Below are 11,544 nucleotides of genomic sequence, written 5' to 3'. Positions count from 1 at the left end.
AAACAGAAATGATGAGGCAAAAAAAGAGCGGCTCAGATCATCGGCAGGCTGGCGTGGTGGGCATCGGGGTCGTCGTCCTTCCTGGAGGCCGCGGCAGTTGCCGCCGGCGCCGCATCGCCGCGAACGAATTTCTGCACGCTGGCCCCGAGCGTCAGCACCTTGTCGAGCGTGCCGGGCGAGAGCCGCAGCATCTCGTCGGCCCAGGTGGCGAGCTTGCTCATGAGGTCCATGGTGGAGCGGATGCGGTCCTGCGCATCGGCGGGCTCCTTCTGGAAGTCGGGGCTGGAGACGATCTCGCGCAGCACGCGGATGGTCGGGTCGAACTCGCGCTCCTTGCGCTCGCGCACCACAGTGCGGAACAGTTCCCAGACGTCGACGCTGGTTTCGAAATAGTCGCGCCGGTCGCCCAGGATGTGCGTCACGCGCACAAGGTTCCAGGCCTGCAGTTCCTTCAGGCTGTTGCTCACGTTGGAGCGGGCCACGCCCAGCGTGTCGGAGAGCTCTTCCGCATGCATGGGCTTGCCGTGCGCGAACAGCAGCGCGTGGATCTGCGAGACCGTGCGGTTGACGCCCCACATGGAGCCCATTTCTCCCCAGTGGAGAACGAACTTGCGTTGGATGTCGGTGAGTTCCATGCCTCGGAGTCTAGGATTTTAGAAATTTCTGTCAATAGAGAAATTAAAAATCAGCTTGCAGGCGGAAAAGCTTTGGAATACTGTGTAAACATACAGTATTCGAGAGAAAGGACCTGCCATGCCGGCCGCCCGGATTCCCATCCATGCCATCAAGGGCCGCGGCGCGGCCACGCACCTCGCGCACCGCTTTTCGCGCGACGAGCGCAATGCCTTCGACGACGGCTGGGGCACGCTCGAAGAAGGCGCGGCCGAAGCCGACGACCTGCCGCCGCTCGCCACCGAAGTGCGCTTCGAGGACGTGAAGTCGGTGCTCAACGAAAACGACTCGCCCGATATTTCGTTCGACCGCTCGCTCAACCCCTACCGCGGCTGCGAGCACGGCTGCATCTACTGCTTTGCACGGCCCACGCACAGCTACCTCAACCTCTCGCCGGGGCTCGACTTCGAGACCAAACTCATCGCCAAGCGCAACATCGTCGAGGTGCTGCGTGCCGAACTCGGCCGCAGGAGCTACCGGCCCAGCCACATCGCGATCGGCACCGCCACCGATTGCTACCAGCCCATCGAACGCGAACTGCGGCTCACCCGTTCGGTGATCGAGTTGCTGAAGGAAACGCGGCATCCGTTTGCGCTGGTCACGAAATCGAGCGCGGTGGAGCGCGACCTCGACCTGATCGCGCCCATGGCCGCCGAGCACCTGGCCGCGGTGTACATCACCGTGACCACGCTCGACGGCGAGCTGGCCCGCAAGCTGGAGCCGCGCGCCGCCGCGCCGCACCGGCGGCTGCGCACCATACGCACCCTGGCCGAGGCGGGCGTGCCGGTGGGTGTGAGCGTGGCGCCGCAGATTCCCTTCGTCAACGAAGACATGGAACAGGTGCTCGAAGCCGCCTGGGCCGCCGGTGCGCGCAACGCCTTCTACACGGTGATCCGGCTGCCCTGGGAGGTGGCGCCGCTCTTCAAGCAATGGCTCGAGCTGCACTACCCGCAGCGCGCGGACCGCATCATGGCGCGCATCCACGAGATGCGCGGCGGCAAGGACTACGACGCCGACTTCGCCACGCGCATGAAGGGCTCCGGCCTCTGGGCCGACCTGATCCGCCAGCGCTTCGAGAAGGCGGCGAACCGCATCGGCTTCAACCGCGAGCGCATTGCGCTCGACCTCGGCGCGTTCCGGCCGCCTGGCGCAGCGGGGCAGGGCAGCCTGTTCTAGGATGGGCCGCGGCGGTGGCGCCTGTCCCGACGGAAGGTGGATTCAAGTCCCGCCGATGCGCGGAGAAATACCCCCGCGGTTTCACCAGGAAGGGTATGTATGAACGGGCCGTCGCTGGTCGTGATGGGTGTTTCGGGCTGCAGCAAATCGAGCCTCGGCGCCGCGCTGCGCGACCGAGCCGCTGGAGTCACCGGTCGGGCAAGTGAAGGCCTGGTTGCCGGCGGCCTGATTTGCAAGGGGGTCAGCCGATGACTTCCGGCCAGTTGGTATGGAAGAACTCGCCGGCCGGCTTGTCCACGCGCTCGTAGGTGTGGGCCCCGAAGAAGTCCCGCTGCGCCTGGAGCAGGTTCGCGGGCAGCCGCTCGGTGCGGTAGCTGTCGTAGTAGGCGAGCGAGGCGCTGAACGCCGGCACCGGAATGCCGTTGCCCACCGCCAGCGCCACCACCTCGCGCCAGTTCTGCTGCGTGCGGTTGAGCAGGTCCTTGAAGAAGGGGTCGAGCATCAGGTTGCCCAGTGACGGGTCGGCGCGGTAGGCGTCGGTGATGCGGTTCAGGAAGCGCGCGCGGATGATGCAGCCGCCGCGCCAGATGGCCGCGATGCGGCCGAGGTCGAGCTTCCACTCCTTCTTCTCGCCCATGGTCTGGATCAGGTCGAAGCCCTGCGTGTAGCTGACCACCTTCGAGGCATAGAGCGCATCGTGCACCTTGGCCACCAGCGCCTTCTTGCCGAGCGAGAGTTCGGCCTTCGGCCCCTGCAGCAGCTTGCTGGCCGCCACGCGCGCTGTCTTCTGCGACGACAGCACGCGCGCCTCCACGGCGGCGTTGATGGTGCTGATGACCACCGCGTTTTCGGCCGCGTTGACCAGCGTCCACTGCCCCGTGCCCTTCTGGCCGGCCTTGTCGAGAATGAGTTCGACGATCGGCTGGCCGGTTTCCGGGTCCTTCTGCTCGAGCGCCTTGGCGGTGATCTGGATCAGGTAGCTCTGCAGCTCGCCCTCGTTCCATTCGTTGAAGACCGCGGCCATCTCGTCGGTGCTGAAGCCGGCCGCCTTGAACAGGCTGTAGGCCTCGCAGATCAGCTGCATGTCGCCGTACTCGATGCCGTTGTGCACCATCTTCACGTAGTGGCCCGCGCCGCCCGGGCCGATGTGGATCACGCAGGGCTCGCCGTCCACCTTGGCCGCGATGCTCTCGAAGATCGGCTTCATCACTTCCCAGGTGGAAAGCGGTCCGCCCGGCATGATCGACGGACCCTTGCGCGCGCCTTCCTCGCCGCCCGAGACGCCGGCGCCGATGAAGCGCAGGCCCTTGGTGGCAAGGTACGCGTCGCGGCGCTCGGTGTCGGTGTAGAGGCTGTTGCCGCCGTCGATCACGATGTCGTCCTTGTCGAGCAGCGGGATCAGCTGCTCGATGACCTGGTCGACCGGTGCGCCGGCCTTCACCATGATCTGGATCTTGCGCGGCCGTGCCAGGCTCTGCACGAACTCTTCCAGCGTCCTCGCGCCGACCAGCTTCTTGCCGGGGTTGGCGGCCACGAAGGCCTCGGTGGTGGCTTCGGTGCGGTTGTACACGCTGACCTGGAAGCCGCGGCTTTCCACGTTCAGCACCAGGTTCTGGCCCATCACGGCCAGGCCGATCAATCCGAAATCGCTCTTGTTGTTGCTCATGGCCCTTCTTTCGTCTGCGGTGGATGTGACGGGCATTGTGCCGGGGGCGCCGGGGCGCTGCCGTGGGAGGGCGTCTATACCCGCTTGGCAAGCGCGCGCGGCTTGGGTATGTTGGCGCGATGAACGCAAATGCCTCGCCCGCGGTCCACACCTGGTCCACTGACGCCGTGCCGCCGGCGCAGCGGCTGGACTACTGGATCGGCGCGGTGTGCGAAGGCTTTCTCGAAATGGACGTGACCAGCTCCCTGGCCGGCAGCTTTGGCGCCACGCTCGAATCCGCACCGCTGGGCGCCATCGGCGTGAACCGGGTCCGCGGCAGCGCGCAGGACGTGTACCGCAGGCGCCGGGCCATTGCCCAGAGCCGCAGCAACTACTACTACCTGCTGTGCAAGACCGATTCGCCCTGGGTCGCCGTGCAGGACGGCCGCTCGGCGCGCATGCTGCCGGGCGATCTGGTGCTGGTCGATTCGCGGCGCTGCTATGAACTTCGCCTGCTCCAGTCCGCCGATACGCTGTCGCTCGAACTGCCGACCGCGTGGGTCGAGTCGTGGCTCCCCGATGCCGGCGGGCAGGTGGCGCRGCGCATCGACGGGCAGTCCGGCTGGGGCCGTGTGCTGAGCGGCTTTGCCCAGCAGCTTTCTCCGCAGGGCGCTTTGAAGCCGCCGCTGCCCGCGGCCTTGCTGACCGATCACCTTGGCGGGTTGCTCGCACTTGCCGCCGGCACGGCATGCGATGCGGGCGGGTCGGCCGCGCCCAGCGAAAGCGCCCGTGCCGCGCTGCGCCGCCGCGTGCTCGACGCCACGCGCGAACGCCATGCCGAGCCGGGCCTGACGGCTGCCGGCGTGGCGCGCGGACTGGGCATCTCGGAGCGCAGCCTGCACCGCTGCCTGTGCGAAGGGTCGACCACCTTCGCCGCCGCGCTGACCGGCTTTCGCATGCAGGTGGCGCGGCGGATGCTCGGCGATGCGCGCTTCGATCGCCTGAGCATTGCGGAAATCGGCTTGCGCGTCGGGCTCGCCGATGCGTCCCACTTCGTTCGCCAATTCAGCCGGCATCTCGGCATGACGCCGGGTGCCTGGCGGCGCCAGCGCTGAGGCAAAAGCAAGGCAGCGCAGGCGCAAATCGGCCATGGGCCTGGCAGCCAGCGGCCATTCGCGCCGCCCCGTGTTTCCTAAAGTCGTCCCAATTCAACGACGACGAAGGAGACACCCATGTCCGACACCTATGTCCTGATCCACGGCGCCTGGCACACCGGCGCCGAGATGGAGGCCGTGGCCGCCGGCCTGCGCGAGCCCGGCCACCACGTGCATTGCCCCACGCTCGCGGGCAACCGCCCCGGCGACGACCGCTCGCGCACCAGCCTCGTCGATGCGATCGACTCGGCCGTTCGCTTCATCGAGGAGCACGACCTGGTGGACGTTCGCCTGGTGGGCCACAGCTACGGCGGCATGGTGATCTCGGGCGTGGCGGACCGCATCGCGCAGCGGCTGCGGCGCCTGGTCTACGTCAACGCCTTCGTGCCGCTCGATGGCGAATCGCTCAACGACATGGTGCCCCCGCACTACGTCGCAATGTTCGACGCCGTGGCCGCGGCCAATGGCAATGCGGTGAGCCTGCCGTTCGAGATCTGGCGCGAAGCCTTCATCAACGACGCAGACCTGCCGCTCGCGCAGGCCAGCTACGAGCGGCTGAACCCGCATCCCTACCGCACCTTCACCGACAAGATCCGGCTGCGCGAGCCGCTGGCGGCGCTGCAGATCGGCAAGTCATACCTCAACTGCCTGCAGGACACGGCCATGCCGCACGGCTTGCCGTGGCATCCGCGCCTGTCGGAGCGGCTCGGGTTGTTCAGGCTGGTGGAGTGCCCCGGCAGCCATGAGATGTTCTTCTCGAACCCGAAGCGCCTGGCGCAGGCGATCCTGGAGGCGGGGCGGGACTAGGGCTTGCCGAACAGCGCATCGAACACGCGGATCGATGCATAGGCGTCGTTGGCCGCATAGCGCATCTGCGCTTCGGTCAGCTGCCTGTTGGCCCAGTTCGAGGTGGTCGCCTTGCGCGACTTGACGAAGCGCTGGTTGAAGACCAGCGCCACGGCCGCCTTCACGCCGACCGACTTGCGGTAGCCGCGGTGGCGGAACTCGCTGTCGATGTCGAACACCGCCTTCGGCTCGATGTTGAGGCGGTTGCGTATCAGCGTGAGATCGGTCGAAAGGCCGAAGCCGACCTTGCGCAGTTCGGTGGAAGCAATCAGCGTTGCGACCACCGGATTGCATTCGGTGCGGTGCAGCTGGAACAGCCAGGCCGTTTCGCGCGTGGCGAACTGCACCACGTGCGGGCCGCCCGAGACCTCGTTCTTCGCAAAGGTGGGCTTGGATTCGGTGTCGAAGCCGGCCACGCCGGCGGCCAGCAATTCGGCGGCGGCATGTTCGGCGTCCTGCAGCKTGGAGACGACCACGATATCTTTCAGGCCCAGGCCCTCGAAGGGTTCGAGCAGCGCGATCTGCTCGCGTTCGGGGAGGGGCGGCAATGCGGGAGGGTTGTCGCTCACGAGGAGGCTGCTTTCTTTTTCTTCTTCACCGGGGCTTTCCTGGCGGTTTTCTTCTTCGGCGGCTGGCCCGAACGCAGGGCTGCCTCGTAGGCACGGCGGCCCCAGAGCGCGGCTTCCTCGCGGTCTTCGAAAAGATCGGCCGGCGCGAGCCGGTACGACATCGGCATGGCCTTGCCTTCGCGCACATAGGTGAAGGGCGGCAGGTTCAGCTTGTCGAAATGCTCGGCGCTGCCGGCATCGGACTTGAGGTAGAGCGTGTCCTTGGCAACGAGCGCGATCATGCGGCCCTCATGCCACACGCCGTGGCCGCCGAACATGCGGCGGGTTTCGATGCGGCCGAGGCGCTCGAAGACTTCGTGCAGGCTTTGTACGAATTCGCTCATCGGGCAGGCTTTGCGCGGTTCATGCGGTGATCTCGATGCGGTTGCCGTCGGGGTCGAGCACCACGCTCTCGTAGTAGCCGTCGCCAGTGCGGCGCGGGCCGTCGAGCAGCGGGTAGCCGTCCGACTTGAGCCGCTGCGTCAGTGCGTCGACGGCAGCCTCCGAACCCACGCTGATGGCCAGGTGCGTCCAGCCCATGCGCTGGGCGCCGGGTTCGGCGGGCACCGGCGATAGCGTGCGGGTGGTCATGGCCTCGATGCGCGCGCCGTCGCCCAGGCTCAGGAAGCAAGAGGCAAAGCCCTTGGCCGGATTGGCATAGCCCGCCCCGGCCGTGGCGCCGAAGTAGTCGACGTAGAAGCGCTTGCAGCGTTCGAGATCGGTGGTCCAGAGGGCGATGTGATCGATGCGCATGGAGAAAGGGCAGGGGAAGAAGGCGCTCAGCCGATGCGACGCGGCTGCCGCGGCGGGCTCGCCGGATACCAATGGTAGGCGACCCGTTCGCGTCCGCTGGCCGGGTGCCGGTCGACCGCGCCGCGCACCAGGCCGTAGCGTTCGTAGAAGCGCTGCGCCGCGGTGTTGCTGGTGGCCACGTGAAGCTTCCAGCCGAGCGGCATGCGCACGCTGGCCTCGTCGAGCAGCGCTTGCCCCAGGCCCTGGTTGCGAAGATGCGGTTCGACGAACAGCTGCGCCACATATTCGCGCCGCACCAGCAGCACCATGAAGGCGAGCACCTGGCCTTCGCGCTCGGCCAGCACCACGTCCGCGGGCGGTACGAATTCGGTTTGCACGCGCCGCAGCCAATGCGTGATCGGCTCGATGACGGCGGCATTCCGGTTGGCCGCGATCCAGGCGCGGCGCCAGATGCCGGCCAGCGCCAGGCTCTCTTCGGCGGCGCCGTCGCGGGACCGCAACTGGAAGGCGGGAATCTGTGCTGCGGACATGCGCCCCATGATAAGCCGGCCGTGGGCCGCGGTCGATCAGCCGCGCAGCGTCTGCGCGTGGTGTGCGATGTGGTCCGCCATGAAGGTCTGGATGAAGTAGTAGCCGTGGTCGTAGCCCGCATGGCGGCGCAGAGTGAGCGGCTGGCCGGCGGCAAAGCAGGCGGCCTCGAAGGCTTCGGGGTTGAGCTGCTCGGCCAGGAATTTGTCGGCCAGTCCCTGGTCGACCAATATGCCTTGCGGATAGGGCGCGGCGGTCTGCGACTTCATGAGCGCGCTGGCGTCGTGCGCGAGCCATTGCGCACGGTCGCCGCCGGGCTCGCCCAGGTAGCCGCCGAACGCCTTCTGGCCCCACGGGCATTGCGTGGGCGCGCAGATGGGCGCAAAGGCCGACAGCGACTTGAAGCGCCCCGGATGCCGCAGCGCCAGCGTGAGCGCGCCGTGGCCGCCCATCGAATGGCCGAAGATGCCCAGGTGCTGGTCGTCGATGGCGAAATGCCGCCCCACCAGCGGCAGCAGTTCGTGCACGATCCAGCTTTCCATGCGCCAGTGGGTCGACCAGGGCGCTTCGGTGGCATCGAGGTAGAAGCCCGCGCCAACGCCGAAGTCCCAGTGGGCGGTGGCACCGGGCAGGTTTTCGGCGATGCTGCCGCGCGGGCTGGTGTCGGGCGCGATCAGCGCCAGGCCCAGGCTGGCGGCCATGCGCTGCGCGCCGGCCTTCACTGCAAAGGTCTCCTCGTTGCAGGTCAGCCCCGCAAGGTAGAGCAGGGCCGGCACGCGCTCCTGCGCAGCCTGCGGCGGCAGGTAGACCGAAAAGCGCATCGGCAGGCCGATCTCGTGCGAGGCATGCTCGTGGAAGCTCTGCACGCCGCCGAAGGCATGGTGCTCGGAAAGGGTCTTGAGGGAGTCGGTCATCAGAGGGTGTTGTGGTGCCGCAAGGCGGGCACGAGTTCGAGCACGGCGTCGGCAAAGATGCGCGGCGCCTCCTGCGGCAGGTTGTGGCCTGCGCCGGGCACCAGGCGGTGCGAACGCGGGCCGCTGAAGCGCTGCGCATGGGCCGAGGCATCGGCGGGCGGCCGCACGCCGTCGTCGATGCCGTCGAAGGTGATGGTGGGCACGGTGATCGCGGGCTGCGCGGCCAGGCGGCGTTCGATGTCCGCATAGGCCGGGTCGCCCGCCACCAGGCCGAAGCGGTGCCGGTACGAGTGGATCACCACCTCGACGAAATCAGGATGGTCGAAGGCCGCGGCGCTGCGCTCGAAGGTGGCGTCGTCGAACTTCCAGGTCGGCGACCAGAGCCGCCACAGCAGCCGCGTGAGGGCCCTGCGGTCCTTCGCGAGGCCGGCGCGGCCGCGCTCGCTGTGGAAGTAGTACTGGTACCAGAGGCTGTGCTCGTTCTCGGGCGTGTCCGGCTCCATCGCCTTGGCGATGTTCTGGATGTTGTAGCTGTTGAGCGAGACCAGGCCCGCGCAGCGCCCGGGCCACAGCGCCGCCACCACGCAGGCGGCGCGGCCGCCCCAGTCGTAGCCGGCGAGCACCGCGCGTTCGATCTTCAGTGCGTCGAGCAGCGCGAGCAAATCGGCGCCGAAGGCCGCCTGTTCGCCCGAGCGCGGCGTGGCATCGCGCAGGAAGCGCGTGGCACCGTAGCCGCGCATGTACGGGACGATCACGCGGCAGCCTTGCCCGGCGAGCATCGGCGCGACTTCCGCATAGGTGTGGATGTCGTACGGAAAGCCGTGCATCAGCAGCACGGGCGCGCCGTCCGAGGGCCCCGTTTCGTAGTAGGCGATCTCGAGAACGCCCGCTTCGATCCTGCGCAGGGGCTCCATGCGGTTCATGGCGGGCGCTCTCCTCGGGCTCAGTAAAGCACCACGCCGCGGATCGACTCGCCGCGCTTCATGAGGTCGAAGCCCTTGTTGATGTCTTCCAGCGGCATGGTGTGGGTGATCAGGTCGTCGATGTTGATCTTGCCTTCCATGTACCAGTCGACGATCTTGGGCACATCGGTGCGCCCGCGCGCGCCGCCGAAGGCCGAGCCTTCCCACTTGCGGCCCGTGACCAGCTGGAACGGCCGCGTGCTGATCTCCGCGCCGGCCTCGGCCACGCCGATGATGATGCTGCGGCCCCAGCCCTTGTGGGTGCATTCGAGCGCCTGGCGCATCACCTTGGTGTTGCCGATGCACTCGAAGCTGTAGTCGGCGCCGCCGTCGGTCAGCTGCACGATCGCGTCGACGATGTTCTCGTGCTCCTTCGGGTTGAGGAAATGCGTCATGCCGAACTTGCGCGCCATCGCCTCGCGCTCGGGGTTCAGGTCGACGCCGATGATCTTGTCGGCGCCCACCATCTTGGCGCCCTGGATCACGTTCAGGCCGATACCGCCCAGGCCGAACACCACCACGTTGGCGCCGGCTTCCACCTTGGCCGTGAAGATCACCGCGCCGATGCCGGTGGTCACGCCGCAGCCGATGTAGCAGACCTTGTCGAAGGGCGCGTCCTCGCGGATCTTGGCCAGCGAGATCTCGGGGGCGACCGTGTAGTTGCTGAAGGTGCTGGTGCCCATGTAGTGGAAGATGGGCTTGCCGCCCATGCTGAAGCGGCTGGTGGCATCGGGCATCAGGCCCTTGCCCTGCGTGCCGCGGATCAGCTGGCACAGGTTGGTCTTGCGCGACAGGCAGAACTTGCACTGGCGGCATTCGGGCGTGTAGAGCGGRATSACGTGGTCGCCCTTCTTCAGCGTGGTGACGCCGGGGCCCACGTCGACCACGATGCCCGCGCCCTCATGGCCGAGGATGGCCGGGAAGATGCCTTCGGGGTCGGCGCCCGAGAGCGTGTAGTAGTCGGTGTGGCAGATGCCGGTGGCCTTGATCTCGACCAGCACCTCGCCGAATTTCGGCCCTTCGAGGTCGACGGTTTCGATGGTGAGCGGGGCTCCGGATTTCCAGGCGACGGCAGCTTTGGTTTTCATGGCGCTTCAGGGCAAAGGAAGGAAGGATAGCGAGGCTGGCGTTCAGGCCGCCCCGGCGGCAAAGATACCCGACATTCCGATGAAGCCGGGCAGGTGGCGGAAGTTCCAGATCCAGTGTCGCAGGGCCGGATACCCGTCCAGCGAAATGCCGCCTTCGCCGGCAAGGGCCGCATAGGGAAAGCAGGCCAGGTCGGCCACGGTCGCATGCGGGCCGGCCAGCCACTGGCGGCCCTCGCTGGCGCGCTCGGCCAAATGGTCGTCCAGCAGGCGGAAGGCCGCATGCGCGCCGCGCCGGCAGGCCTCGATGTCGATGTTCTCGTAGCCGAAGGCGTCGTGCAGCCGCGCGGCCGAGGCGGTGCGGGTGAGCTCGTCGGCCATGGCAAACCACATCGCGGCCTGGCCGCGCAGCTGCGGATCGGCGGGGTACCAGCGGCCCTCGGCGTCGTGCTTGCTCGCGAGATAGACGAGGATGGCCTGCGCGTCGCGCAGCAAGAAGCCGTCGTCGTCGATCACCGGAAGCTGGCCCAGCGGATCGACCTCTGCCAGGAACGCGGCCGACCGGTGCTCGCGGCCCGGATGGAAGTCGACCGGCACGCGCTGGTAGTCGAGGCCGAGCCAGGCAAGCATCTGCCGCACCTTGAAGCAGTTGCCCGACAGGGCGTAGTCGTAGAGCCGGATCATGCCGCCTGCCTCACGCCAAAGCGCATGCCGCGCTCGCGCAGCCAGCGCCGGTAGGTGACGGAGGAGGTGTCGCCTCGCGTCGGCGTTTCGGCGCGGCCTTCGAGCGGCATGCGCTTGAAGGCGTGGTTCTCCAGGATCGGCTTGTCCTGCCCGAAGATCGTCTGCTGGAACGCGATGAGCTCGGCATCGGTGGAGCTGTCGTCGTAGCAGGCCAAGAGCGTATGGGCGATCACGTGCTCGTCGTCCAGCGGCTGCAGGAACAGGCCGATGGCATCGAGCTCGCCGTCGCGCGAGCTCGACTTGTAGAGCATGGCCGAGAGCGGCTGCATCACCCGGTACTTGTAGAGCACTTCGCTGCCGCTGCCGTGGGCGGCCGAGGCGCGGGGCTGCCAGAAGCGGCAGTCGGTGGCCCAGATCTCGTGCGTGGCGGGATCGACCTGCACCTGGTACTTGGCCACTTCGGTGTGCGGCACCTGGCCCAGGAAGCCGGCATGCACGAAGGGGAAGTGCGCCATGT

At 67.5% G+C, this 11,544-nt stretch carries 13 protein-coding genes and 1 pseudogene; 3 read left to right on the top strand and 11 right to left on the bottom strand.

The genetic code is table 11. The annotated features are described in order from the left end of the window. Positions 1 to 32: 32 nt before the first annotated feature. Positions 33 to 635, bottom strand: coding sequence for a GbsR/MarR family transcriptional regulator (locus AC1DOC_RS05380; protein ID WP_478079770.1), 603 nt, complete (start codon positions 633 to 635; stop codon positions 33 to 35). A 118-nt stretch (positions 636 to 753) separates the two neighbouring features. Between AC1DOC_RS05380 and AC1DOC_RS05375 the strand changes: the two genes are divergently transcribed. Next, positions 754 to 1,848, top strand: a complete 1,095-nt coding sequence (locus AC1DOC_RS05375; RefSeq protein ID WP_027730672.1) for a PA0069 family radical SAM protein — start codon at positions 754 to 756, stop codon at positions 1,846 to 1,848. Between the two features lie 241 nt (positions 1,849 to 2,089). On the opposite strand, the gene gnd is transcribed toward AC1DOC_RS05375, so the two are convergent. Continuing rightward, a complete protein-coding gene (gnd, locus tag AC1DOC_RS05370) occupies positions 2,090 to 3,514 on the bottom strand; it encodes a decarboxylating NADP(+)-dependent phosphogluconate dehydrogenase (protein ID WP_028254196.1) in 1,425 nt (474 codons plus the stop codon). A gap of 119 nt (positions 3,515 to 3,633) precedes the next feature. On the opposite strand from gnd, the gene AC1DOC_RS05365 reads away from it, so the two are divergent. Both AC1DOC_RS05365 and AC1DOC_RS05360 read left to right on the top strand, forming a co-directional pair. After that, positions 3,634 to 4,608, top strand: coding sequence for an AraC-like ligand-binding domain-containing protein (locus tag AC1DOC_RS05365; RefSeq protein ID WP_478129495.1), 975 nt, complete (start codon positions 3,634 to 3,636; stop codon positions 4,606 to 4,608). A 117-nt stretch (positions 4,609 to 4,725) separates the two neighbouring features. Next, positions 4,726 to 5,454, top strand: a complete 729-nt coding sequence (locus AC1DOC_RS05360) for an alpha/beta fold hydrolase (protein ID WP_012746838.1) — start codon at positions 4,726 to 4,728, stop codon at positions 5,452 to 5,454. Here the strand turns inward: AC1DOC_RS05360 and AC1DOC_RS05355 are convergent. The 9 genes and pseudogenes from AC1DOC_RS05355 to AC1DOC_RS05315 form a co-directional block, all read right to left on the bottom strand. Further along, positions 5,451 to 6,062, bottom strand: a complete 612-nt coding sequence (locus AC1DOC_RS05355) for a 3'-5' exonuclease (RefSeq protein WP_478129494.1) — start codon at positions 6,060 to 6,062, stop codon at positions 5,451 to 5,453. The genes AC1DOC_RS05360 and AC1DOC_RS05355 overlap by 4 nt on opposite strands. Beyond that, positions 6,059 to 6,445: a TfoX/Sxy family protein gene (locus AC1DOC_RS05350; RefSeq protein ID WP_369664322.1), complete on the bottom strand. Its 387-nt coding sequence runs from the start codon at positions 6,443 to 6,445 to the stop codon at positions 6,059 to 6,061. The genes AC1DOC_RS05355 and AC1DOC_RS05350 overlap by 4 nt, the downstream gene beginning before the upstream one ends. A 19-nt stretch (positions 6,446 to 6,464) precedes the next feature. Next, positions 6,465 to 6,854, bottom strand: coding sequence for a VOC family protein (locus AC1DOC_RS05345; RefSeq protein ID WP_012746841.1), 390 nt, complete (start codon positions 6,852 to 6,854; stop codon positions 6,465 to 6,467). A 26-nt stretch (positions 6,855 to 6,880) separates the two neighbouring features. Beyond that, the gene (locus tag AC1DOC_RS05340) at positions 6,881 to 7,384 is read right to left on the bottom strand and encodes a GNAT family N-acetyltransferase (protein WP_278879180.1); all 504 of its coding nucleotides are present in this window, start codon (positions 7,382 to 7,384) and stop codon (positions 6,881 to 6,883) included. A gap of 36 nt (positions 7,385 to 7,420) precedes the next feature. Then, positions 7,421 to 8,296: an S-formylglutathione hydrolase gene (gene fghA, locus AC1DOC_RS05335; RefSeq protein WP_012746843.1), complete on the bottom strand. Its 876-nt coding sequence runs from the start codon at positions 8,294 to 8,296 to the stop codon at positions 7,421 to 7,423. Beyond that, complete coding sequence (locus tag AC1DOC_RS05330) at positions 8,296 to 9,219, bottom strand: alpha/beta fold hydrolase (RefSeq protein ID WP_436289067.1); 924 nt, start codon at positions 9,217 to 9,219, stop codon at positions 8,296 to 8,298. The genes fghA and AC1DOC_RS05330 overlap by 1 nt, the downstream gene beginning before the upstream one ends. Positions 9,220 to 9,239: 20 nt before the next feature. Next, positions 9,240 to 10,346, bottom strand: coding sequence for an S-(hydroxymethyl)glutathione dehydrogenase/class III alcohol dehydrogenase (locus AC1DOC_RS05325; RefSeq protein WP_278879176.1), 1,107 nt, complete (start codon positions 10,344 to 10,346; stop codon positions 9,240 to 9,242). 42 nt (positions 10,347 to 10,388) lie between these two features. Continuing rightward, positions 10,389 to 11,027 (bottom strand): glutathione S-transferase family protein, encoded by a 639-nt coding sequence (locus AC1DOC_RS05320; RefSeq protein WP_436289068.1) that lies wholly within the window; start codon positions 11,025 to 11,027, stop codon positions 10,389 to 10,391. After that, positions 11,024 to 11,544, bottom strand: a pseudogene (locus AC1DOC_RS05315) (aromatic ring-hydroxylating dioxygenase subunit alpha); the annotation flags it as partial. The gene AC1DOC_RS05320 and the pseudogene AC1DOC_RS05315, both read right to left, overlap by 4 nt.

The sequence above is a fragment of the Variovorax sp. 01T439_2 genome (genome assembly GCF_056398445.1).
Note: the sequence above shows the minus strand (reverse complement) of the source record. Positions and strands in the feature narration are given on the sequence as shown.

Bases quoted from the DNA above. Each gene is read 5' to 3' on its own strand.
- AC1DOC_RS05380 (WP_478079770.1), bottom strand. From the start codon at position 635: ATGGAACTCACCGACATCCAACGCAAGTTCGTTCTCCACTGGGGAGAA.
- AC1DOC_RS05375 (WP_027730672.1), top strand. From the start codon at position 754: ATGCCGGCCGCCCGGATTCCCATCCATGCCATCAAGGGCCGCGGCGCG.
- gnd (WP_028254196.1), bottom strand. From the start codon at position 3,514: ATGAGCAACAACAAGAGCGATTTCGGATTGATCGGCCTGGCCGTGATG.
- AC1DOC_RS05360 (WP_012746838.1), top strand. From the start codon at position 4,726: ATGTCCGACACCTATGTCCTGATCCACGGCGCCTGGCACACCGGCGCC.
- AC1DOC_RS05350 (WP_369664322.1), bottom strand. From the start codon at position 6,445: ATGAGCGAATTCGTACAAAGCCTGCACGAAGTCTTCGAGCGCCTCGGC.
- AC1DOC_RS05345 (WP_012746841.1), bottom strand. From the start codon at position 6,854: ATGCGCATCGATCACATCGCCCTCTGGACCACCGATCTCGAACGCTGC.
- AC1DOC_RS05340 (WP_278879180.1), bottom strand. From the start codon at position 7,384: ATGTCCGCAGCACAGATTCCCGCCTTCCAGTTGCGGTCCCGCGACGGC.
- fghA (WP_012746843.1), bottom strand. From the start codon at position 8,296: ATGACCGACTCCCTCAAGACCCTTTCCGAGCACCATGCCTTCGGCGGC.
- AC1DOC_RS05330 (WP_436289067.1), bottom strand. From the start codon at position 9,219: ATGAACCGCATGGAGCCCCTGCGCAGGATCGAAGCGGGCGTTCTCGAG.
- AC1DOC_RS05320 (WP_436289068.1), bottom strand. From the start codon at position 11,027: ATGATCCGGCTCTACGACTACGCCCTGTCGGGCAACTGCTTCAAGGTG.